Source organism: Butyrivibrio sp. VCB2006 (genome assembly GCF_000420945.1).
Classification (GTDB): domain Bacteria; phylum Bacillota; class Clostridia; order Lachnospirales; family Lachnospiraceae; genus Butyrivibrio.
In genome coordinates this window covers 1-20,943 of record NZ_ATVX01000027.1, presented here as the reverse complement: position 1 = coordinate 20,943, position 20,943 = coordinate 1, and the positions used below count along the sequence as shown (strand labels likewise).

Sequence of the window (20,943 nt, the reverse complement as noted above, 5' to 3'; positions counted from 1 at the left end):
AGTCATGTCCGAAAACAGACTTACGATTCCCATCAGGGTTATAAATATTATGGCGCCAGACAAAGCCCTTTTTTTATCCATGTTCTACTCCACTAATCCCGATTTGCTTATTTCATTATCCTGAAATTCAAAGTTTTATTATCGTCGCAAGTTTCTTTCCGCATAGAATTCCAAATATGCAGCAACAACAACTCAGTACCACATATAATCCGCCATTCATATATTGTTTCTTCTCAAACAAATTAAAAGCTTCAAGGGAAAATGTAGAGAATGTGGTAAAACCTCCACACACCCCTGTCTTCCAGAAAAGAATGGTATTATCAGATACACTTTCTCGGTTACTGGTAATTCCAACAACGAATCCAATTAGTATGGCACCGAGGATATTTGTAATCAGAGTTAATATCGGAAAATAAGTCTTAACAGGAATCAGACTTATTGCATATCGCGCTACTGCACCCAAGGCACCACCAAGTGCTACAAATAGAAAATTCATATCAACCTCTCTATTGTCATATATACTGTAATATAAACCACTCTCAACGTTTCATTAATTGATTGTCTGGTTCATCATACCTGTAGCTATTGAAATGAATGGCACTGCGAAACCAAATAAAAATACATTCCCCAATCCTGATCATTCGCGTAATCATCATATCGCTGCCCCGGCTCACCATTTACTGTTACCGGAAATACATACGCACAGCTGGCACTGCCATCCGCAAAAAACAAACTGAGCACACCTCTCAAAGAAGCTTCCGACATCTTATCATACTGTTCATCCTTGCTAATGCGATACCACAATCTATAAGCATTTCCTGTAAGAGCACTCCAGTAATGCGGATACGTATCACCATACTGCCTCTTTTTACCGAACCAATAACCATCCCAATGACGAATTGCAACCTCATACTGAAGATAATGCGGTTGACGAGCATTAAACAACTCTAAAATTTCCAATTGACGCTTTCCGGCTTCTTTGTATTTTTCTTCTCCTGTAAGCAAATACATTTCCAATAATAGATTTGCCGCCGGTGCAACAATGCTTTGCTCATAATTAACTTCATGAGCAGGATACAAAATGTCATTTTTCATGAAAGTATCACAATGATTACGAAAATATTGAAGTAGTTCCTCATATTCCGCATACATCTTTTCTACCCATAGATTTTTCATAAGCTTCTCCAACGGAATTGCAATTGCATAAAAATGATCACCACCCTGCTCATAGAATGATTTCATCACCTTATATGCCTTGTATAGGTAGTCTATATCTTTTTTCAATTGATATACTTCTATGAAAAGCAAACTCATCCACGGATAGTTATATAATCTCTGAAAATGATTGTCATATCCGTAATCATTGGCTACTAAAGAATGTTCATCATCATATAATTCCCTTTCCACATATGCTAGATACCGATTCAAACTATCCATCAGTTTTTCATCGTAAAATCTTTGCAAATAGGCCGCCATCAGCACACCCATTCCGACACGTTCACGTCCCCCGTTGTAATCATTCTCTGCCCGGTAATAGATATGTTTTTCTTTTGTATCATAGATTAAATATGCACCATCCAAAGGACAATTTTCTTTATGAAGCTGTTGTTTTTCCGCAATATATGTTACTCGATTTTTTATAAGCTCCTGAAACGCAGGTAATACATTAACTGCACACTTAGCATTTACCCCATTTTTTTCAAAGCAAAATGTATGTACTCCTTGTTTTTCAGATTTCTGATAAAGTTTTTCTTCACCATCCACATAAATCTTTATATCTTCCCCTTCAAATACAACATATTGATCTGCCTGTACATCCACATATCCGGGATTTATCTGATTAATCTTTTGATAAAAATCCTCTTTCCCCTGATGCCAGAAAAGTTTCCATTCGATTTCAAAGGACTCCCCCGGATTCAGTACCTGAGGTGTTGGATGCATAATAAAATCGCCCCTGTCATTACTGATACGAGAAAGGTCTCTCTCCACACTATATCCGGCAAGACTGCCTTTTGTCAGTACCAACCCCAAGTGAGGGGGTTCACCTCCCATGCGAAGAGCCATTACATAAGACATCTCTCCTCCACAATATATATGTGTGTGGCAACGCATTTTTGTACAAATATCAGAACCACAATAATCATCATTAAAAGGTGTGTAAATACCAATATCCGTAAGAGATGTAAAAAGCGGCTTATCACTGATATTAGTAAAAAGATATTTCTCTGTAATAATATCCTCTTCATCCTGACAGCATACATCAACTGAAATCTGTGATGGTATCTTTACTGTTCCCCATTCGGTAGCTCCCTCTATCCAATTCATTTGATATTTATCTGCTGCGTTAATTAATTCTTTTCGCATCGAAATAGCCTCCATCTTAAATATTCTGGCTATATCATAAGTCTTTTACTTTTCATGATGAAATACACTATTCTGAACCTATTATTTTTTTGATTGAGCTATTCTGAACTCATTGCTACAATGAATACAATGAATACAAGGAGAAAGATACCATGGCAGATAAACGAACATTTGTATATGAAAACTTTGAAATGTCCTATGAAGAAACAAAAAAAGGATGGTCTATGCCTTATTCGCATCACCATACCCATTATGAAATATATATACTGCTTTCCGGAGAAAGAACTGTTACTATTGGCAATACCACACATCTTGTAAAAGAAGGATTTGCATGTCTATTTGAAAGCAATATTTCTCATCGCAGTGAAGGAAATACTGATTACTCAGGTCTCTGCATTCATTTTTCAAAGCAGTATTTGGATAGATATTTTCAGCCAAACATTGTTTCCACATACTTAACATGCTTTAAAACACCAATAATCTTCATTCCTGCAGATTACAGAAAAAAACTTCTTACTTGGAATAAGGCTATGAGCCATACTTCTGAGTCATCCTACTTGCTTCTTGCACAAATACTGATAGATCTCTCTAAATTTCAAAAGAAATACTGCGCTGATAGCAGCTTATTTGTTAGTGATGTCAAAACATCCAGCGCCCAAAGAATCATAAACTATATTGACGCAAACTATACCACTCTGCAAAATGTCAGCCAAATTGCTGAATGCTGCGGCGTATCAGAAAGCTATATCCATCGCATTATCAAAAAGAATACTTCACTGACCGTAAAAGAATACATCAACAAACTCCGTCTTCGTCATGCGATACATGAAATGGATTGTTCAAACAATTCATTTGCAATTATAAGCAAAGCTTGCGGTTTTCAGAACATATCTTATTTTTATTATCTATTCAAAAAAAATTATGGACTAACACCTACAGAATATCGTGAACAACTAAAAAAAACGCATAAATAACCAGTTGACACGTGCTCGTCATAAGCAATAACGATTTTCTGCTCTTTGACGGAAGCTCAGGGCTACTGTATGCGGTTGGTGGCAACTTTGTTATTTCTTTAAAAAATAATCCTAGTTTCAGTCTCGCTCTAGCATCACGATATATTAAGGTGTGCCTTCTTCTAATTGTCTTTTTTCGTTGAGATTAAATCCATGTGCCTTGTAAAAATGAATAGCTTCTTTGTTCTTCTCCAGCGTCCATAGGAATCTGCTATCATATTTTTCTTTTGCGAACTCTATCAATTGGGCTCCTATGCCTTGGTTCCAAAAAAAGTAATCTACATATAATTCCGAAATTTCTTTTCCCTCCAGATGTATCATTCCCTTAACTATGCCATCATCATATACCCAAACTTTATTGAGAAGTTCAGGATCATTGAATTCATTGGCGACCTTTACTACCTGCAGCTCGTTAAAAGAGTAATCATCATTATGAAATATTGAATAATCATACTACCAGAATAGTTAGTACCTATGGTTATAATATGACGATATTGCCTGCTATATTACTTCCACCAATTTGAATATCTATCGATACTTATTTCGAATATAGAACACTGAAATTACTAAAATGATAGGAAAACCTATACCTGCCAATACTCCTGCCTGCAAATTATTAGCCGCTTTTTCAGATATACTTCCAATAATAGCAGGGCCCATTGCTCCCCCAAAATCTCCTGCGAGCGCTAGAAGTGCAAACATTGCTGTACCTCCAGTTGGAAGTATCTGTGATGATATACTAATTGAACCTGGCCACATTATACCTACAGAAAATCCGCATAATGCACATCCAATCAATCCAACCCATGGTATATTTGCCAGTCCGGCAACCAGATAACACATAAGGCACATTACTCCGGATGCCATCATGAAAATTGTCAGATCAACTTTTTCACCGAACTTTCCATAAAGAAGTCTACTGATTCCCATGCACACTGCAAATCCGCAGGGTCCAGCCAAATCTCCAACTGTTTTGGAAACATGTAGTGCTGATTCAGCATAGGCGGATGCCCACTGTCCCATCGCTATTTCTGAAGAACCTGCGCAGATCATGAGTATAATAAAAATCCAAAATGCTTTTGTTTTCAACAGTTGGGGCATTGTCATGCTCTTACCATCTTCTACCAGTGGTTCGATTGGACAGGTTGCAAAATTGAAAATGTTATAAAGCGGAATGACCGACCATATAAGTGCCATTATTCTCCATTTTTCTATACCAAAAACCGTAAAGAAGGCTGTGGAGCCCAAGACAACTCCAACCCATCCCCAGCAATAAAAGGAATGAAGAAGACTCATCATTGTATCCTTATTTTCAAATGGACATGCTTCTACAATTGGACTTACCAGCACTTCTGTCAATCCACTTCCAACAGCATATATAAATACACACACAAGGATTCCCCAAAATGGTACTGACAATAAGTCAGGTAATACAGCAAGTCCTGCAAGTCCTAATCCTGATGTAATCTCTGCAGCTATTACGCATACTCTGTAACCCAGTTTATCTACTATACCTGCACATAAAAAATCAACTACAAGCTGTGTAACAAAGAATACTGTTGAAATAGCGGCCAGCTTTCCAAATGATATATTGTATGTATTATGAAATGTTATAAACAATAGCGGTACAAAATTAGCGCAGATGGCCTGTGTTACAAATCCCAGATAGCATGCAAGCTGTGTTTTTTTATAATTCTTTTCTACTTCCATTTTTATTCCCCGGCCCTGATATTTTTTACCGTTTTGCTTTCAATAGAAAGATTCTCGTATATTCTGTCTCCACCTTGGCCTGTAGGTGCCTGAGCAAGTAAACCTACTTTCACAGACTCAGCATCTTTCATTAAGAAATATCTTGTCATGTGGAAATGCACTCCATCCAGGGAGTAATGAAAAGAAAATGCTCTGCCCACGCGACAAACTCTAAGATATGCAAAATTCTGTCCTTCAATATCGCATCCATTAGCATCATCGGATTCACCATCTTTAGTTACAACACTTACAGCAGCGTGTGTTCCAAAGTCAGTAAGTTCAAAACAGCATTTAGCCCAGTTGTCCATATCCTGCATAACCATTACAGATGCAGAATCATAAGTTTCCTTAAAATCATGAGATACCTTTACATTAAGAACGAAGTCGCCCTTAACATCTGTGTAGAAATATGGAGCATTACAAAGTGATTCAGGAAGAATTCCTTCTTCACTTGTTGTACTTCCACCACAGAAGAAATCTGTCAAAGCCGGTGCTTTTATTGTAACCTTATTCTCTTCAATTTTTATCTCACCTTTATTGATCCATTTAAAATTATCAAACATAATCTACAGCCTCCTCTTTTTGTTAGTGCTTTTTTGTTAATCGAAAGAAATTATTGTAATTATATCGTATTATTAATATAATAAAAGGAATAAAATGGTCAAATAGTATAACTATATCTTCAAGAGGAATAATTATGGCACTCTCATCATGTATATCATTATCAAAACAAGCAACTCCATTCAATATAGATGAAACTGGAACCCATGGAACTGTAGAGTTTCCAGTTGCCATATATAGAGATGATATCACCGAAGATTTTGTCAACTGGCACTGGCACGCTGAAATTGAGATAGGCCATGTCGAAAAGGGCGTTATTCTTTTAGAATGCGGTAACAGAAAATATATACTTTCAGAAGGAGACTTATTTTTCATAAATACCAATGTTTTGCATTCCATGCGTAATCATACCCCCGTCAATGCAGCAATTTTTAAATCTGTCATATTTGACAGCTCTGTTATAAGCAGCAATACAGAAAGTATTTATTATAAAAAGTATTTACATCCTATCATCCATAGCGCAAGTATTAGAGATTTTATACTGAAGTCAGATTCCATATTCTTTAGCAAATTGGACAATATTATCAAAACTGTATGGGAAATAATAAATCATGAACCAGAGGATTACGAGATATCAGTTAGAAATGAATTATCTGATTTTTTTGCTGTACTAAATCATATGAATCTAACAGAAAGTATGCTTACCCACACAGTAAATCCACTGTTAGAGAAGCGCGTACAGATAATCCTAAACTACATCCATTCAAACTATTCTAAAAATATAACGTTAGATGACCTGGCTAATGCTGCAAATGTTAGTAAAAGTGAAGTTCTTAGGTGCTTTAAGTCAATTATCAATATTTCACCAATTAAATATCTTAAGAATTTCAGATTGCAAAATGCGGCATATATGCTTAAAAGCAGCACTTACTCAGTTCAAACAATTTATGAGTTATGTGGATTTGATAACAACAGTTATTTCTCTAAATCATTTAAGGAACTGTTCCACTGTTCACCTCGTGAATACCGTAATAATTAAGAACAAGGCAACGATGAAGATTTAGAACGGCCGTAGCATATCTGAACTACTTGATTAATATAAGAAAACCCCCAGATAAAATCTGGGGGTTTCGAATCTGCATCTGCAGAATGATTATCTCTTTGAGAACGATTAATGATTCGAAAGTGCCTTGCTTTCGACATTTTCAAGTTAAGTTGCTGTTTACCTGTTGTGTACGGTAGAAAGCTCAGGACTACTGTACGCTGCTGGTGGCGACTTTAATAACTGCGATCAAAAATAATACTCTGATTTTACTTTCTACTCATTAAATCTTTGTTTGTCTTTTGTATGATTATCTTCGAATATATCTTTCTTAGCGGAGCACACGGGACTTAAACCAAAGGTTCACAATGTACCCACAGCTCTAATTAATCCGTTATTTCTCCTCCAGCCTCTCTAAGATCAAACAATGAAACGATCTTAAACTCTTTCTTTTCAGTATCCACATCCCTAAACCAGATGCTTCCACTATTGATACATGCGCCCTGCCAGTTCGCCCATAGATCTGATATGTCCCATGATGCAAATACGGTCATCTCTTCCTCATTAAATGCTTTTTTAAGAATAGGTATGCTTATCGTTATTCATTTTACTAAAATGTTTATGCCACCGGTAGGATTTCCTCACATATTGCACGGATCTCTTCACTGAAAACAGTATCTTTTGGCCAGATGAAGGTAAAATCATGTTTTACCCTAAAGTCGTCAAGGGGGATTGTTTTCAGATATCCGGACTGCAGTCCGGATGCAACCGCTGCTTTATATAAAAAGGTGATGCCACAGTCTTTTTCAATAAGGCTTATTATGGCATGCATGTTCTCCACCTGGATAAAATTCCTAAAATCACTTGTAGAGTAATTGTTCAAGGCAAGAGCTCTTTCTAATATATTGCGCGTTCCTGAACCGGGTTCTCTTATAAGAATTCGCTCGGGAAAGAGATCTTTTATCACGCGCGGTTTCTGAGTGAAAGAGTGCTTTGCCGAACAGACAGAAACGAACTCTTCTTTGCTAAAAAGCAGCGTTTCATAATCATTTTCAGGAAAATATCCTTCTACAAGTGCAAAATCTATAACCCCCTCGGAGAGTTTTTTAAGAAGCTCCGATGTGTTGCCAAATGTAATCTTAAGATTAGTATCCGGGTGATTTTTTATGTAATCACTGATCGGATCAGCAATTATGTATTCTCCTATGGTCATGGTGACACCAAAAGAGATGTCTTTTAAGCCATGGTTATTCTGTGAAAGTATTTCTTTGAGACTTTCATCATCATTTTTTATCTGATTCATTTTTTTATACAGGAGTTTTCCGTTGTCAGTTAGAAAAAGTTTTTTTCCATCCTGAGTAAACAGCTTTGTCCCGTATTCATTTTCAAGATGATGTATGTGTTGAGAAACAGCGGGCTGAGTAATATTCAGCTCCTTAGCCGCCTTGGTGAAATTGAGGTGTCTGCAAACGCAGAGGAAAGTATCTATTCTGAAATCCAGCATAATCAGTTCTCCATAACGATAAAAAATATTTATGGTTACATAATAATATATAATTTTATCTTTTTCAAAAGACAGAATAGAATAAGACCTGCGAAATAACAGATTAGAAAGTGAGAGAGGTCTTGAGATGGATTTTTTGAAAAAGAATTATTTGGGAATAATCGTATGCTTCACTATTGCAGTTCCTTCATGGCTCCTGGGAAAGCGCTTCCCTGTCGTTGGCGGAGCGGTGATTGCAATCATTCTGGGCATGATAATAGCCCTGTTCTGGAATGACAAGGGGAAGGCGGCTGATGGAATAAAGTTTACATCAAAGATAATTCTGCAGGCGGCTGTTGTCCTCCTTGGATTTGGTATGAATCTTTCGGTCGTTCTTCAGACCGGAAAACAGTCACTTCCTATAATTATCTGCACGATTTCAACATCGCTTATCCTATCATGGATTCTTCATAAGGTTATGAATATCAAAGGAAACACAGCTACTCTTATCGGAGTTGGCTCATCAATATGCGGCGGCTCAGCAATAGCAGCTACGGCTCCTGTCATTGATGCGGATGATGATGAAGTGGCACAGGCAATTTCTGTGATATTTTTCTTTAACGTGCTGGCAGCACTTCTTTTTCCTTCGCTGGGAAAGCTTATAGGTTTTGATATCACAACAGGAGAGGCTTTCGGTATTTTTGCGGGAACTGCAGTTAATGATACTTCTTCCGTCACTGCAGCTGCATCAACCTGGGACAGCATGTGGAACCTGGGTAGTCAGACTTTGGACAAGGCAGTTACAGTGAAGCTTACAAGGACATTAGCAATCATTCCGATTACACTGGTTCTTGCTTATCTGAGAGCAAAGGAAGCAAAAAAGGATGGAAGCACCACCAACGGTTTTAGCTTCAGGAGAGCATTCCCGATGTTCATAGTGTTCTTTATTCTTGCTTCAATTATCACAACACTTTGCTTGGGAATGGGAGTACCTTCGGATATTTTTAAACCTCTTAAAGAACTTAGCAAGTTCTTTATCATAATGGCCATGGCTGCTATAGGCCTGAACAGCAACGTGGTCAAGCTCATTAAATCCGGTGGAAAGCCGATACTGCTTGGTGGCTGTTGCTGGGGCGGAATAACAGTTGTAAGCCTTGTGATGCAACATGTAATGGGGATATGGTAAAGACCTGAGTCTGAATAAAGTTCCACATTACGGTTCTCCCTTACAGCACTTGCCGGTGGTTTCATTACAGAGAGTTTTTATAAAACCACAGAATTCCTTCATGATGTCCGTGTTTATTGAATAGTAGTGCCACTTACCTTCTTTCCTGTCTTTAACCAAGCCCGAATCCACAAGTATCTTCATGTGATGAGAGAGAGTCGGCTGTGTAATATCAAACTTTTCAAGAAGCTTACATCCGCATTTCTCCTGATCAGAAAGCATCTTAACTATTTCCATTCTGTTGGGATCTCCAAGAGCCTTACATATCAGCACTTCGTCTAATTTGGCCATAATCTTCTCCTTATATAGATGTTTATCTATGTGTTGATAAAGCATATACATAGATATTCGTCAATGTATTATTTCAAAAAGGAGACAGAGCTTTTAAAACTCTGTCTCCTCCGTGGCAATTTATCTTCTTATTTTCCTTACTATAGCTCACTTCTTTTTCTTTGGAGCAGGTAGCTCTTCATACATCGCCTCTAACAGATTGCGAAGAAACTCTTTGTTCTCAGCATTATCGACAAGGAGCATCTCCTTCGCTCCCTCGTATGGAAGTTCCAGACCGACTTCCGGCATCATTTTCACAGCAGACTTTACAGGCTTCACAAGAAAACGGTCATCATAAATGCCACCGACTACTTTTCCACGATAATAGATGATGTATTCTCCCATCACCGCCGCTCCGTATTGCTTCCATCAACGGATAAAGCATCATCATTGTCTTAGAACATATACCGTATCCATCTTGATTCACAGGACAGCCATATGTGCAGGTATACTTATCGCCGATTTCTTCTCCGTTTCTGCAATATCGCTCAGTATGATCCCCTCGAAGGAATCCCACAACCTCTACGGTAAATTCATACTCTTCGTCAAACCATTTCTTCATAATCCGGCCTCCGTCACACTATCCAAACAGCATATCTGCAGCCTTTTCCAGTTCTCTTCTCTCTTGAGAATCATCATAACCGCTTTCCTTGTCATCAATCCCCTTTACCGGATCGATCAAAAACAGGCCGTCACGGTTGCAGTAGAAGAATATCCTTCTGACTCCCCTGATCTTAAACCGTGCTTCAGCGCCCCCTTCCGGATAGAACTTCACCATCTGCATTTCATCGGATGAAGCCGCCGCCACAAACGAAATATAATGCTCCTTTGTCATGCTGTGATCGATACGCACATAGTATTCATCTTCAACACGCTCGATAAAGACCATGTGACGCTCATCTGTTGGTTCCGCCTCTAAAGGCATGAGCTGGATACCGTGACAATGGATAGCCGCCTCCCCCATACTGTGTATCACATTACCGCAGATTGGACAAACATAGAACTTCGACCGCAGCATATTTGCGGATACATTCGCATTGTGAATGGTATTACCCGATATCAGCTCTGTAACTGAAATCTTAAATGCCTTCGCTATAGGCTCCAGCAGAGTAATATCCGGCAATCCTCTCAGGTTTTCCCATTTTGAGATACTTTTGTCAGTTACTCCCAGCCTTTCTGCCAGCTGAAGCTGTGTCATCTTGTTCTTTTCTCGCAATTCCTTAATAACTGCACCTGTAACATATTGGTTCATTTTCGTTCTCACCTCCATGCACAGATTGTAAATCAGTTTTTCTAATGATGGTACCTACGGAGAGTAGAGTTGAAGTTATTATCTTCCAATTTATTCTTCCATCAAGGATTATGTATTACATTTCTCTTTCCACTATTGGCAGTTCCTCTTACTTCTTCGTGGTAAAAGTAATCTACGATTGTTGGATGTCCTTTCTCTACTCTCTCATACGGAGTTTCATTATCAACAAACCTGCAATCATACTTTTTAGCCAGCTCTTCTGCTTTCTTTTCCAACGCTTCAAAATAGCTGCGGTTCTTTTTGTTATAAATTTCGTCATACAGCGGCACCAGATCCGGATGTTTATCGGAAATGTATTTCATGATATCTGCCTTAAAACCTCCGCGAAGATTCAGATTCTCAAGCCATACAAGGTCACACTGATCTTTTGTCCTGTCTATGATTGCTTCTATATCCGTAATCCCCGGGAACACGGGTGAAATGAAGCAAATTGTACGAATGCCTGCCGCATATACCTCTTTCATTGCAGCAAGCCTTCTTTCTATGCTTACTGCCGCATCCATATCATCTTTAAACTCTTCATCGAGAGTATTGATTGACCATGATACTGTAAGTCTGCTATTTTCATTGATCTCTTTTAGCAGATCCAGATCTCTTAGTACAAGGTCTGACTTTGTGCAGATAAGTATGTCCGCACCACTGTCCTTTAGTTCTTCCAGAAGTCTTCTTGTATTTTTATATGTTTCCTCTAGCGGATTATAACCATCCGTAACTGTTCCAATGATCACCTTCTGGCCGGCATACTTCTTTGGATTCTTTATTTCAGGCCAGTCTTTCACATCCATGAAAGTTCCCCATTCCTCCGTATGCCCTGTAAAGCGTTTCATAAAAGATGCGTAGCAGTATTTACAGGCATGGGGACACCCCACATAGGGATTCACCGAATATCCTCCAATAGGAGTATTCGATTTTGTCATTACACTTTTGGTTTCTATATGATTTACTTTGATTTCTGGTTGTTCCATATCCTCTGTTCCTCCAGCACTTTGTTAAAAGCATCCGGCATTTCCTGTATCATTTCTTCTCCCATAATCGGAACAAGATCTTCTTTCCAGAATACAGGAATGTTCAGTTCATGAGCCTGTTCTGTCAATGAATAAGCCCACCCGGGATCTGTTTTAACAGTCCTGCTCTTTGCACCTGTCATGGTTCCCACCACAATCCAGTCAATGCCTGTAAGATCAACCTTACCCGGATCATCGAACAAAGGCTCAAAGGTAACATGATATTTTTTTGCCTTCACATTGCTCCGCAGTGCATCAATACGCCATAACTCAGACTTTCTCGTAACTGTAACACCAAACCATGCATTATCAAGATCTGTTTCAAAAGACAAAAGATCCGGTCGTTTGGTAAGAAAAAGAAACTGGTGCTGAGGATTCTCTGCTATCTTTTTAAAGACTTCCTCTCTCCATTCCTCATGCCAGCCCGAGAGATCGCTCATGCCGGTCAGCAGAAAATTCTGCGGCTTTTTCTTTTCCATCATACGAAGCTTTCCTTGAAAAAACTGTGGCTTTTCAAAATCATCTATGATGTGGTAACGCCTCGTATTGTTTCTGGCATAGCAGTACGGACATCCAACAGTGCACCCTATAACAAGATTCATGTTCTGAATCTGATCTTTAATACAGATACTCATTTGTCACTCCATTCCTCAAGGTTTACCCTGATGCGGTTAAGATACTCTTCAAACTGAAGAATCTCTTTATCCGTAAAATCACGATAATAAATATTCCCCATCTCATTGGATACGGAGTCATAAGCTTACCTCCTCCTGCTCCAAAGATTGAATCCCGGTGTGATCTTCGCCTATCCCGTCGGCTCCTCATACCCCTGCTTTTCCATGATTTCTGCGCAGGCATTTCTGAGTTGGATTCCCGCATATGTTGGATGCAGTTTGCGACACCCTTCTGAATCACACAGCTCGTCACTGCGAGACTCGGCATGGTTATGGAAAAAGCTGGTGTCTTTTGAGGATCAGTACATCACTGCATCCTCTGCAGTGAATCCACCAATTGAACCTGCCTTGACCTGGATACATGCATAGCTTAACTCTGAATCTTCCGCAGCAAGAAACTGTCTCTTTCCTTCAGGTGAAATTCTAACCACATCACCTTTAGCGATTTCAACATCCTCTCCATCAATTACAGCCTTACCCTTTCCGGAAAGAATAAGATAGATTTCCTCATTATTTTTATGTGAGTGTACAAAGGGAACACCTGCTCCTGCAGGAAGATGATTGATACTTATCTCTGCTCCCGTTAAACCAAGAGCATCATGAAGTTCTGTTCTAGGAGCCTCTGTTACGTTTACTTTTTTGAAATTTGACATTTTTGTTTTCCTCCATGTATTTGATATTTGTTTTTGTTTGTTGTATCATCATTTTATCCCTTAGGCAATTTCAAACAAGTACGAAGATTTATAATACATAGTCACATTTTTGATACTATTGCGGAAATACAAGGAGAAAATTTTAATGAAAAGCATTTACGGTCAATGTCCTTATGCCACAACTCAAAGAGTCCTTCAAGGTAAGTGGGCCATAGTTATACTCTTTCAGCTTAGTACAGGAACACAACGTTTTAACGAACTTGAAAGGAATATTCCGGACATCACCAGAGCTATGCTGACCAGACAGTTAAGACAATTGGAAAATGACAAACTGATAACCAGAAAGGTATATGCCGAAGTTCCTCCCAGAGTTGAATATAGTCTTAGCGAAATGGGCGAAAAATTCAGGAAGGTCTTGGATCAGATTGAACTTTTCGGCTTTGAATATATTAAAGAAATAGAAAAAGCTGAAGGTTGAGCCCTCAGCTTTTTCATTATTGTAAATTGTTGTCCATCAAAAGAGCTTCTTTCCATCTGAAAAAGCCTCTCCGACTCTTCCGGACACCTTATAATAACCATGTGTGTAAGGATCAAAGGCGATAGCTTCAAGAGAATCTATATTAACCTTGTCTCCAGACATATTTGCTTCCTCAATAGAGGTTTTCACGACTTTTCCGATAACTCCCATTCCTGTCTCGTCACTCTGATATTCGATAAACTCACACTCCATGGCGATAGGAAGCTCATTGATGATTGGAGCATCTACAAGGTCAGACTTCTACTATATCTGTTTTCACACAATAAAAAAAGCCATCTGACAGTTTTTTATCTGCCAGATGACTCGCAAAACTCCTTGTTTATGCTAACTCAAATCTGTCTCTCACAAAACATCCTATTGCTGTTACGGCCATTACTGCTATAACGACTATCATTCCAACCTTATCGTAAGAAGCATAGAAAGCTCCTGAGAAACGGAGTTTTATGTATTGGCCCCAGATTGCACTGAGGATTACTAAAAGTGTGAATCCCAAAGATGCAGCATACATGAATGAAACTATTAAGCTGGCCAGTATGTTTCTATAACCGGAGCTCTCAATTCCTATGGATTCAAGGTTAGATACAATAATAATTCCCATGATGAGAAGATAGAGAACCGTTACAAAGACTGCCTTCTGCCAGGATGCACACTCAAAGCAGCTATGAATAATCGCCATTATGATTCCCAGGAACATGCAGCATGAGAACTTTACCATAGCTGGGCCTGTCTGCTCATTCAATGTCAGTACCAGTATAATCAACTCAATCACCAGTATAAGTGCAATCATACTTGATCTGGGTTCTCCCGGAATTATATTGCTTAACTCAGGAAATTGGAGCGTCAGTACAAATGCACCGATAAGTCCTGTAAAGAAAGGCATAGCCCTAAAAATGCCGAAACAAACGATGGCTATAACAGCAAATATAATCGCTAATACAATCTCAAGTAATAATGCTATCATCTCAGCCTCCTATGAATTCTGAAAACACAACTACTTCTTGGTAGTTGCCTTGCTTAATTTGTTACAATACACTGCAGCACGGCACCAGAACTTAAGTTCCTCCACACCATTTTTATTTGTAACAGCTCTTTCCACTCCACTGATAGAGCCTTTCTTGACTGCCTCGTTGTACATCTTGCCAAGTCTGGCTCTCACTGATGCAGGAGACTCTTTAATATTGTTCTCGATAAGAACCTGCTCTACATCTGCAAAGGTCGGAAGATCTGAGAGAGTGAACTCCTTCTCCATCTTCTTGGACTCAGCGACCATGAGTTTAAGCGCTGCAGTGTAGTCGTACCTTACTGCGGTGTTGAACTTATCCTCAAGTGTCTCAAGGATAAGACTGTTGACAGTTATCTTCTGTTTATCTGCAGCCTTCTGAAGCTGCTTGTATAAATCATCACTAATCGACAAATTGATTCTTGGCATATCCGACCCTCCTATGAGTGTTACGTTTACCTCATTACACTTTTAAGTATATGAGGGTTGCGCAGATATGTCAAACTGGATCTAAATGAGCCCGCATGCCATGTCGTGGTTAACCTCCGCCTGGTAATAGCTGCTCATTGTGCTTGGTGCATTGAAAAGTGTCGCCAAAAGATAAGGCCTGATCTTCTTAATCTTGGTGGTATTATTCTTCATGCAATCCAGCACATACTCAACATGCATGCTGTTAAGCTTGAGAAGCTTTGCTTTCACAAGGTTTTTGGGATAATCGTTCTTGGCGATATGGATCTTCTCCTGAGTAGACAAAACAGTCTCAAGGACAATCTCATACATCCCTTCAATCGCTTCTCTCTCCTGAGGATATCGATCAAGCAAAGTATCCAGGGACAGATTCTCCCTGATCATTTCTGAATAAATTTCGTAATCCTCGTTCAAATCTGTCTGCTTCGAAGAGATATGATTGGTTATAACTAAGTTAGTATTATTAATATTATTATAATTAGGGCCGGAATTTCCGTGGTCTAGAACCCGAATTTCCCTTGGTCTAGAACCCGATTTTTCCGTGGTCTTGACCCCGATATTTCCGGGGTCTGAAACTTCTATTTCTGATTCAGAACCGGGATTTTCCAAGGTCTGAACTTCTTCAGAACCCTCAGAAACAAAGTTCTTGAGGTAGATAATGGAAGGCTTCCCCTGGCCCTGCTTTCTTCGCTCAATAAGGCCATATTCCTCAAGATTCTTGAATAAGATCCTTATCTTGTCTTCCCCACAATCCAGCATTTCTGCGGCTTCCTGCTGTGCAAAGTAAATATATGCCCTCTGCTCCTCATCAAACCACTTATTCTTAAGGGATAAAGACATTCTATCCAGCATAAGGCCGTATAAAGTCTTGGCAAGCACGTCAAGGCCCTTAAAATAGGCATTTGTGAACAGCAGCTTTGGTATTCTGTAAAAGGATAGCATTTCAGATTCTTGACCTTTGAAATAGTCAAATATGATTCTTTCGCTCAATCCTTTTCCCTCCCTTCGGTAACTTAGTGTGACGCTCTGTGGATTTAGGTGGTGCAATTATTGCACTACCCAATCAGCTGAAAAATGCGTCTGCGATTAAAATTCTTGACGTAAATCCTGCTTGGCTTGCCCTTGATCTGGAATCTGGAAATAAGGCCAAAGTCCTCAAGCTCATTCATACAGTCGATAATGGTATGTCTGGAAAAACTGATATCCTTTTCAAGCTTACTCAAAGGATAAATCACATATACTCTGTTCTCTTCGTCATACCAGTTGTGCCTCTTGGCTTCGCCCATCCGGTCTAAAAGAACTGCGTACAGCATCTTGGCCGAAGCCGACAGGGAAGAAAAATTCTCCCCTGTCAGAAGCTCCTTTGGAATCTCTACAGAAGCAAATTGCTCAGCCTGGGTATTATAGAAATAATCCATCATAGTTGTTATTCCTCACTTTCATGGGTCCTTTTCCATTCCTCACAGAAATCAATGAGGATCTTCTCAATCTGTGTCTGAGAATAATATGCCGGAAAATACTTGTTGAGCTTGCGCTCGTTGAAGGTGATCTTCTTGTGGGTCTGCGGTGTTGCTCGCTTTTGAATGAGAATATCAATCATCATCTCCTGCGTTAGCGAATCATCCTCTCTGTATGGTCTCAGATCTATGAGCTGTTCCTGCTTGATCATTCCATTTTCATGGATATACTCATAAATCCATTCCTGGTACGAGTGATTCAGATAAGAAATCTCAACAGCCACAGATAATGCTAATTTCTTCTGATCAACCATATTCAGTAATTTTGGAATAAGCTCTGTAAGTCTGATAAAACGTGACACCTGTACTGCGCTAGAACCCATTTCCTCAGCAATTCTTTCCCTTGAAGTCTTCCCACTCAACTTCTGTTCAACTTGAACAGAAGTTAAATCTCTCCTCTGACCCTGACTTCTAATCGCATTGAGCTTCATTTTATATGCAAATGCTCTTTCACTCGGAAGGATCTCCTCCCTCTGCATATTTGCATTAACCATGGCAATCGTGGCATCATCATTTGTCATTTCCTTGATGATTGCAGGAATCTTACGAAGCCCAGCCCTTTTAGCAGCATGGAGCCTTCTATGTCCGGAAATCATCTCATAAGTTCCTTCATCATCCGGTCTTACAAGAACCGGAGTAAGAACTCCGCTTTCTTTTATGCTTTCCACAAGTTCATCCATCTTTTCATCATCCACAACCTTGAATGGATGATTCTCAAAGGGATAAATAGTCATAACATCGAGATCTACAGTCCCCTCGGTGCTAGGAACACCGAGGAGCTCATCTATACTAGACAGCTTTACTTTCTGACCAACTCTTTGTGCCATTATTTATTACCTCCCTTATAAATGATGAATATGCCGATGCTGCTTTTCCTTTTGGATCATAGACGTAGAGACTACTTCCGGAAGCACTAATCTCAGCGGCTCTCACAGAAAGCGGGATCTCAGTCTCAAAAACATTTATGGTGGATGAATACGCTTCGTAGATCTGAGCCGATATGTCTTTTGCATAATTGGTTCTGTTATCCACCATAGTGATAAGAATTCCCTCTATTTCCAGCTTCTGGTTCAGCTGACGCTTAACTCTTCCTATGGTCTTAATAAGCTGCTGAAGCCCCTTTACAGGAAGATATGCGGCCTGTACAGGAATAAGTACACTGTCTGCACAAGCCAGGGCATTTATGGTCATCATCCCAAGAGAAGGCATACAATCGATAATAATGTAGTCATAGAGCTCTCTTGCCATGTTTACGTACTGCCTGAGGATAGTTTCCCTGCTGATAATTCCTGTAAGAGTGATCTCCAGACTTGAAAGCTCAATATTGCCCGGCATCACATCAACACCTTCCTCGTGATGGATAAGTCCTCTGGAGACATCCACAGGCTCGTCATTTATGATCCCGATAAGAGCATTTGCCAGGGAATAATCCAGTCTGTCGGGCTCATCACAGCCAAGGCTGATTGTCAGGGACCCTTGCGGATCACAATCGATCAGAAGTACCTTATTCCCTTCTCTTGCCAGGCCGATTCCTAAATTTACGCATGTGACGGTTTTTCCGACTCCGCCCTTCTGATTTGCTACTGCTATAACTTTAGACATGTCTCCACCCCCTTATTCCATGAATGACTCGATAAAAGCATCGATCTTTTCTGTGTTACAAAGGACCACACCTTTAACTTTCCTTGTGGCCTTAGCCTCTTTTGCCAGGGATTGAAAGGTGTGAAGCCCCATGGAATAAAGCTCAGCACCCTCTGCGTACCTCACATACTTCTTTTTACCTTCTTTGACCAGTTCATCCATGTTTTCAACAAATTTGCGTCTTCCCATTTCTTCATCCTCTCTTTCTTCGTTGCATTCTTTTTCGATGTAGTCATCAAGCACATCCAGATCTACAAGAGCTGTTTTCCTGAGCTTGATGTTGGCTCCTGCCTGCTTGGCCATGGTGACAAATGACCAGTACGCCATTGCGTAAAGTCTTGCACCCTGAGCGTAAGTGCAGAAGCGGTGTCTTTTACCTTCCAGGTATTTTTCCAGATTCACTGGTGGGGATTTACTTCGATTCATCTGTAACCTCCGTTTTTTTGGTGTTACGAGATGCAATTTAGAAAAAGAGAATTGAGATTTTAAGCAATAAAAAACCACATTTTCTCTTTTTCATTAAGAGAAATGTGGATTAAGTCATAATATTTTCATGGATTAGAAGATACTTAGAACCGGTTTTCCTCTTTGACGTTTACCCGGGGAGAAGACTTTTTAAAGCCTTTTCCCCGCTTTTTGCGTCAATATCCTCTATTTTTTCGTCATCACTGACGTCCATGGAAGTCCTGTTTTCTACTGTCAAACTACACGTACACGTCCACTGATGTCCCATGTTGTCCCATGAGATTGTTTTAAAATCAGTGCATTTTAGTCCAAATTTGGTCGTCCACGGAGAAACGTGATTTTACTCAAGAACGTGTGTCATTTCTCGCTGCGGAGGGTCGGGAACTGTAGTACGTTCCTAATGCTCAACCTCTGTGTAATCAGCACAACCACGCCATCCATGCCATATCCGATCACACCTATCTGTGGCAACTTTTAAATTTACTTTAAGCATCTTTTCAAAATAGAGATGTTATTGTTTTAATTTTACATTTGCAATCTTTTAAAACAGAATCTGCATCTCTATCTCAAAATGTTACTTAAGTTGCGACAGAAAGCAGGTTAAGTCATCAAATGGCTCTTTTTAAACGCTTAGCATCTATAATTTGCGTTTTCTAATTTATCTAAATCTATAAAATCAAATCAAAAAGATTCTGTTTCACTTACAAAAAGATTGCTCCTTTTCTCATGAAACATCCCCTCCCTTATACCTTTTTTTATTCCGTTAATTCTTAAGACAGCAAACCTCCTCAGTTACATGAATATTTCTGCCAACATTCTTCTAGTCCCCTTGATATCTAGAGGTTTTGCATCTGTTTCATATGTGAATATTAGGTTCTTCCCGGGGTATATTCCACTGGTTCTATATTCATCCATCTTTTCCATGGTATCTATTCGATATCCTTCTTCACCCATGCGTCCAAAATGCTCAAAATATATCACTTCTCTGGTCTTTATTTTTAACAATGTGAAATCTGGATACTTAATCTTTCCATTGTATATTCTCACAGGATATTCATAGCGATATGGAATTCCCATATCGTAGAGCATATCAGCAATTATCGCTTCCGACTTAGATCTGACCTTCTCACCTCTCTTAGTATCAAAGATTTTCTTTTCAGGTTTATAGGGATTGGATTTGAATATCTTAGACTGCCACTCTTTGGCATATAGATTATCTGGTTGAATGTAGGACGTTACAAGCTGTTTTCTTTCGATTGATAGATTGTTATAGGATTCTTCAGCTTGATTCTTATTGTATTTTAGGAGCAATCCTTCAAGCATATTCAGTTCAATCTTTGCTGTTTTTAGAAATTGCTTGTTGTAATCTTTCTGGGCGAGTTGCTTTACTCGCGATAACTGTTCCTTCTTCGATAGATATTTGCCTTTAGTATCGTTCTTCTCTGTCACTTCATAATACCGAACTCTTCCTGCAGTCCTACTGACTCTCAGCCTTCCCTCAGGGAATTCTCCATCTTTCTCAGCTTGTTTAATAGCCCTTTTCAAAAGCTGGATCCGACAGGTTAATGCATTAGATAATTCATTCATATATAATTCTTTAATCTCCTACTATTTATTATTCTATTCATATTTCATACTTGATGCTTCAGATTATTCCTCAGACTTCATGTAGCAAAATTTAAACATCGTTATAATTCAATAAATTGACTAAATCACCATTACTTCCAGTCCTTAGCCACTCTTTTTTCAATCATTGTTATGTTCCAAGCACTCTTGCAACTTGAAAAGTGACTAATTCTAATGTGTTCATACATTTTAGTCACTAGTTCCACTGAGACAATAGCTGTAATATAGAAATCTATCATCTAAATCCTATTGCACTCTGCTTCTTAGTCACTAGTTCC

Annotated in this window: 25 protein-coding genes and 4 pseudogenes; 4 read left to right on the top strand and 25 right to left on the bottom strand. The window is 39.2% G+C overall.

The genetic code is table 11. The features are described from left to right. Nucleotides 1-127: 127 nt before the first annotated feature. Together crcB and G613_RS0116890 are read right to left on the bottom strand one after the other, a co-directional pair. Complete coding sequence (crcB, locus tag G613_RS0116895) at nucleotides 128-496, bottom strand: fluoride efflux transporter CrcB (RefSeq protein ID WP_013282473.1); 369 nt, start codon at nucleotides 494-496, stop codon at nucleotides 128-130. 86 nt (nucleotides 497-582) lie between these two features. After that, complete coding sequence (locus G613_RS0116890; protein ID WP_026518486.1) at nucleotides 583-2,364, bottom strand: hypothetical protein; 1,782 nt, start codon at nucleotides 2,362-2,364, stop codon at nucleotides 583-585. Between the two features lie 152 nt (nucleotides 2,365-2,516). Between G613_RS0116890 and G613_RS0116885 the strand changes: the two genes are divergently transcribed. Next, nucleotides 2,517-3,338 carry an AraC family transcriptional regulator gene (locus G613_RS0116885; RefSeq protein ID WP_022780012.1) on the top strand — a complete coding sequence of 274 codons (822 nt, stop codon included), beginning with the start codon at nucleotides 2,517-2,519 and terminating at the stop codon, nucleotides 3,336-3,338. A gap of 144 nt (nucleotides 3,339-3,482) precedes the next feature. Here the strand turns inward: G613_RS0116885 and G613_RS19745 are convergent, their stop codons facing one another. The 3 genes from G613_RS19745 to G613_RS0116870 form a co-directional block, all read right to left on the bottom strand. Further along, nucleotides 3,483-3,785: a GNAT family N-acetyltransferase gene (locus tag G613_RS19745; protein ID WP_255367899.1), complete on the bottom strand. Its 303-nt coding sequence runs from the start codon at nucleotides 3,783-3,785 to the stop codon at nucleotides 3,483-3,485. 120 nt (nucleotides 3,786-3,905) lie between these two features. Next, entirely contained in the window at nucleotides 3,906-5,087 is a 1,182-nt protein-coding gene (locus G613_RS0116875) for an MFS transporter (RefSeq protein ID WP_029233706.1), read from the bottom strand. Between the two features lie 2 nt (nucleotides 5,088-5,089). Next, nucleotides 5,090-5,689, bottom strand: coding sequence for a DUF1349 domain-containing protein (locus G613_RS0116870; RefSeq protein ID WP_022780009.1), 600 nt, complete (start codon nucleotides 5,687-5,689; stop codon nucleotides 5,090-5,092). A gap of 134 nt (nucleotides 5,690-5,823) precedes the next feature. Here G613_RS0116870 and G613_RS0116865 point away from each other — a divergent pair, with 134 nt between their 5' ends. Next, nucleotides 5,824-6,726, top strand: coding sequence for an AraC family transcriptional regulator (locus G613_RS0116865; RefSeq protein WP_029233705.1), 903 nt, complete (start codon nucleotides 5,824-5,826; stop codon nucleotides 6,724-6,726). Nucleotides 6,727-7,115: 389 nt separating this feature from the next. Here the strand turns inward: G613_RS0116865 and G613_RS19600 are convergent, their stop codons facing one another. Both G613_RS19600 and G613_RS0116855 read right to left on the bottom strand, forming a co-directional pair. Beyond that, the gene (locus G613_RS19600; RefSeq protein WP_155828117.1) at nucleotides 7,116-7,283 is read right to left on the bottom strand and encodes a hypothetical protein; all 168 of its coding nucleotides are present in this window, start codon (nucleotides 7,281-7,283) and stop codon (nucleotides 7,116-7,118) included. 65 nt (nucleotides 7,284-7,348) lie between these two features. Continuing rightward, nucleotides 7,349-8,233, bottom strand: a complete 885-nt coding sequence (locus G613_RS0116855) for a LysR family transcriptional regulator (RefSeq protein ID WP_022780006.1) — start codon at nucleotides 8,231-8,233, stop codon at nucleotides 7,349-7,351. Nucleotides 8,234-8,360: 127 nt separating this feature from the next. On the opposite strand from G613_RS0116855, the gene G613_RS0116850 reads away from it, so the two are divergent. After that, entirely contained in the window at nucleotides 8,361-9,398 is a 1,038-nt protein-coding gene (locus G613_RS0116850; RefSeq protein ID WP_022780005.1) for a YeiH family protein, read from the top strand. 27 nt (nucleotides 9,399-9,425) lie between these two features. Here the strand turns inward: G613_RS0116850 and G613_RS0116845 are convergent, their stop codons facing one another. From G613_RS0116845 to G613_RS0116815, 8 genes and pseudogenes are all read right to left on the bottom strand, one after another. Further along, complete coding sequence (locus G613_RS0116845; RefSeq protein ID WP_022780004.1) at nucleotides 9,426-9,728, bottom strand: ArsR/SmtB family transcription factor; 303 nt, start codon at nucleotides 9,726-9,728, stop codon at nucleotides 9,426-9,428. Between the two features lie 147 nt (nucleotides 9,729-9,875). After that, a pseudogene (locus G613_RS0116840) lies at nucleotides 9,876-10,118 on the bottom strand (TfoX/Sxy family protein); the annotation flags it as partial. Further along, nucleotides 10,111-10,329, bottom strand: a pseudogene (locus tag G613_RS20170) (TIGR04076 family protein); the annotation flags it as partial. The pseudogenes G613_RS20170 and G613_RS0116840, both read right to left, overlap by 8 nt. 18 nt (nucleotides 10,330-10,347) lie before the next feature. Further along, nucleotides 10,348-11,019: a helix-turn-helix domain-containing protein gene (locus G613_RS0116835; RefSeq protein WP_022780002.1), complete on the bottom strand. Its 672-nt coding sequence runs from the start codon at nucleotides 11,017-11,019 to the stop codon at nucleotides 10,348-10,350. Nucleotides 11,020-11,120: 101 nt separating this feature from the next. Beyond that, nucleotides 11,121-12,044 (bottom strand): radical SAM mobile pair protein B, encoded by a 924-nt coding sequence (locus G613_RS0116830; RefSeq protein ID WP_022755164.1) that lies wholly within the window; start codon nucleotides 12,042-12,044, stop codon nucleotides 11,121-11,123. Then, nucleotides 12,020-12,718 (bottom strand): radical SAM mobile pair protein A, encoded by a 699-nt coding sequence (locus G613_RS0116825; RefSeq protein ID WP_022762011.1) that lies wholly within the window; start codon nucleotides 12,716-12,718, stop codon nucleotides 12,020-12,022. The genes G613_RS0116830 and G613_RS0116825 overlap by 25 nt, the downstream gene beginning before the upstream one ends. Beyond that, nucleotides 12,715-12,840, bottom strand: a pseudogene (locus G613_RS19965) (MarR family transcriptional regulator); the annotation flags it as partial. The gene G613_RS0116825 and the pseudogene G613_RS19965, both read right to left, overlap by 4 nt. 216 nt (nucleotides 12,841-13,056) lie before the next feature. Continuing rightward, nucleotides 13,057-13,410 carry a cupin domain-containing protein gene (locus G613_RS0116815; protein WP_013282514.1) on the bottom strand — a complete coding sequence of 118 codons (354 nt, stop codon included), beginning with the start codon at nucleotides 13,408-13,410 and terminating at the stop codon, nucleotides 13,057-13,059. Nucleotides 13,411-13,555: 145 nt separating this feature from the next. Here G613_RS0116815 and G613_RS0116810 point away from each other — a divergent pair, with 145 nt between their 5' ends. Beyond that, complete coding sequence (locus G613_RS0116810) at nucleotides 13,556-13,888, top strand: winged helix-turn-helix transcriptional regulator (RefSeq protein ID WP_013282515.1); 333 nt, start codon at nucleotides 13,556-13,558, stop codon at nucleotides 13,886-13,888. 36 nt (nucleotides 13,889-13,924) lie between these two features. Here G613_RS0116810 and G613_RS0116805 read toward each other — a convergent pair whose 3' ends face one another. The 10 genes and pseudogenes from G613_RS0116805 to G613_RS0116755 form a co-directional block, all read right to left on the bottom strand. Continuing rightward, entirely contained in the window at nucleotides 13,925-14,140 is a 216-nt protein-coding gene (locus G613_RS0116805) for a hypothetical protein (protein WP_330361472.1), read from the bottom strand. 127 nt (nucleotides 14,141-14,267) lie between these two features. Then, nucleotides 14,268-14,909 (bottom strand): hypothetical protein, encoded by a 642-nt coding sequence (locus tag G613_RS0116800; RefSeq protein ID WP_029233704.1) that lies wholly within the window; start codon nucleotides 14,907-14,909, stop codon nucleotides 14,268-14,270. A 30-nt stretch (nucleotides 14,910-14,939) separates the two neighbouring features. Next, nucleotides 14,940-15,377, bottom strand: coding sequence for a hypothetical protein (locus G613_RS0116795; protein WP_029233703.1), 438 nt, complete (start codon nucleotides 15,375-15,377; stop codon nucleotides 14,940-14,942). Nucleotides 15,378-15,458: 81 nt separating this feature from the next. Next, nucleotides 15,459-16,406 carry a DUF6017 domain-containing protein gene (locus G613_RS0116790; protein WP_029233702.1) on the bottom strand — a complete coding sequence of 316 codons (948 nt, stop codon included), beginning with the start codon at nucleotides 16,404-16,406 and terminating at the stop codon, nucleotides 15,459-15,461. Nucleotides 16,407-16,471: 65 nt separating this feature from the next. Beyond that, nucleotides 16,472-16,837, bottom strand: a complete 366-nt coding sequence (locus tag G613_RS0116785) for a replication initiator protein A (protein WP_026653331.1) — start codon at nucleotides 16,835-16,837, stop codon at nucleotides 16,472-16,474. Between the two features lie 5 nt (nucleotides 16,838-16,842). Continuing rightward, nucleotides 16,843-17,760 carry a ParB/RepB/Spo0J family partition protein gene (locus G613_RS0116780; protein ID WP_029233701.1) on the bottom strand — a complete coding sequence of 306 codons (918 nt, stop codon included), beginning with the start codon at nucleotides 17,758-17,760 and terminating at the stop codon, nucleotides 16,843-16,845. Then, a complete protein-coding gene (locus tag G613_RS0116775) occupies nucleotides 17,723-18,535 on the bottom strand; it encodes a ParA family protein (protein WP_026662874.1) in 813 nt (270 codons plus the stop codon). Before G613_RS0116775 ends, G613_RS0116780 begins: the two co-directional genes overlap by 38 nt. Nucleotides 18,536-18,547: 12 nt before the next feature. Beyond that, on the bottom strand, nucleotides 18,548-18,736 hold the full coding sequence (locus tag G613_RS20165) for a DUF6462 family protein (protein ID WP_081647936.1): 189 nt from the start codon (nucleotides 18,734-18,736) through the stop codon (nucleotides 18,548-18,550). A gap of 69 nt (nucleotides 18,737-18,805) precedes the next feature. Then, nucleotides 18,806-19,000 (bottom strand): annotated as a pseudogene (locus G613_RS20160) (DUF6462 family protein); the annotation flags it as partial. Between the two features lie 831 nt (nucleotides 19,001-19,831). Further along, nucleotides 19,832-20,626 (bottom strand): hypothetical protein, encoded by a 795-nt coding sequence (locus G613_RS0116755; protein WP_029233700.1) that lies wholly within the window; start codon nucleotides 20,624-20,626, stop codon nucleotides 19,832-19,834. Between the last annotated feature and the right edge of the window lie 317 nt (nucleotides 20,627-20,943).

What these genes read in the sequence shown, in the direction of transcription:
- G613_RS0116810 (WP_013282515.1), top strand. Translation starts at nt 13,556, where the DNA reads ATGAAAAGCATTTACGGTCAATGTCCTTATGCCACAACTCAAAGAGTC.
- G613_RS0116800 (WP_029233704.1), bottom strand. Translation starts at nt 14,909, where the DNA reads ATGATAGCATTATTACTTGAGATTGTATTAGCGATTATATTTGCTGTT.
- G613_RS0116815 (WP_013282514.1), bottom strand. Translation starts at nt 13,410, where the DNA reads ATGTCAAATTTCAAAAAAGTAAACGTAACAGAGGCTCCTAGAACAGAA.
- G613_RS0116805 (WP_330361472.1), bottom strand. Translation starts at nt 14,140, where the DNA reads ATGGAGTGTGAGTTTATCGAATATCAGAGTGACGAGACAGGAATGGGA.
- G613_RS0116890 (WP_026518486.1), bottom strand. Translation starts at nt 2,364, where the DNA reads ATGCGAAAAGAATTAATTAACGCAGCAGATAAATATCAAATGAATTGG.
- G613_RS0116865 (WP_029233705.1), top strand. Translation starts at nt 5,824, where the DNA reads ATGGCACTCTCATCATGTATATCATTATCAAAACAAGCAACTCCATTC.
- G613_RS0116830 (WP_022755164.1), bottom strand. Translation starts at nt 12,044, where the DNA reads ATGGAACAACCAGAAATCAAAGTAAATCATATAGAAACCAAAAGTGTA.
- crcB (WP_013282473.1), bottom strand. Translation starts at nt 496, where the DNA reads ATGAATTTTCTATTTGTAGCACTTGGTGGTGCCTTGGGTGCAGTAGCG.
- G613_RS0116870 (WP_022780009.1), bottom strand. Translation starts at nt 5,689, where the DNA reads ATGTTTGATAATTTTAAATGGATCAATAAAGGTGAGATAAAAATTGAA.
- G613_RS0116875 (WP_029233706.1), bottom strand. Translation starts at nt 5,087, where the DNA reads ATGGAAGTAGAAAAGAATTATAAAAAAACACAGCTTGCATGCTATCTG.
- G613_RS0116835 (WP_022780002.1), bottom strand. Translation starts at nt 11,019, where the DNA reads ATGAACCAATATGTTACAGGTGCAGTTATTAAGGAATTGCGAGAAAAG.
- G613_RS0116755 (WP_029233700.1), bottom strand. Translation starts at nt 20,626, where the DNA reads ATGAATGAATTATCTAATGCATTAACCTGTCGGATCCAGCTTTTGAAA.
- G613_RS0116795 (WP_029233703.1), bottom strand. Translation starts at nt 15,377, where the DNA reads ATGCCAAGAATCAATTTGTCGATTAGTGATGATTTATACAAGCAGCTT.
- G613_RS0116855 (WP_022780006.1), bottom strand. Translation starts at nt 8,233, where the DNA reads ATGCTGGATTTCAGAATAGATACTTTCCTCTGCGTTTGCAGACACCTC.
- G613_RS0116850 (WP_022780005.1), top strand. Translation starts at nt 8,361, where the DNA reads ATGGATTTTTTGAAAAAGAATTATTTGGGAATAATCGTATGCTTCACT.
- G613_RS0116785 (WP_026653331.1), bottom strand. Translation starts at nt 16,837, where the DNA reads ATGATGGATTATTTCTATAATACCCAGGCTGAGCAATTTGCTTCTGTA.
- G613_RS0116825 (WP_022762011.1), bottom strand. Translation starts at nt 12,718, where the DNA reads ATGAGTATCTGTATTAAAGATCAGATTCAGAACATGAATCTTGTTATA.
- G613_RS19600 (WP_155828117.1), bottom strand. Translation starts at nt 7,283, where the DNA reads ATGACCGTATTTGCATCATGGGACATATCAGATCTATGGGCGAACTGG.
- G613_RS20165 (WP_081647936.1), bottom strand. Translation starts at nt 18,736, where the DNA reads ATGGATGAACTGGTCAAAGAAGGTAAAAAGAAGTATGTGAGGTACGCA.
- G613_RS0116775 (WP_026662874.1), bottom strand. Translation starts at nt 18,535, where the DNA reads ATGTCTAAAGTTATAGCAGTAGCAAATCAGAAGGGCGGAGTCGGAAAA.
- G613_RS0116780 (WP_029233701.1), bottom strand. Translation starts at nt 17,760, where the DNA reads ATGGCACAAAGAGTTGGTCAGAAAGTAAAGCTGTCTAGTATAGATGAG.
- G613_RS0116885 (WP_022780012.1), top strand. Translation starts at nt 2,517, where the DNA reads ATGGCAGATAAACGAACATTTGTATATGAAAACTTTGAAATGTCCTAT.
- G613_RS0116845 (WP_022780004.1), bottom strand. Translation starts at nt 9,728, where the DNA reads ATGGCCAAATTAGACGAAGTGCTGATATGTAAGGCTCTTGGAGATCCC.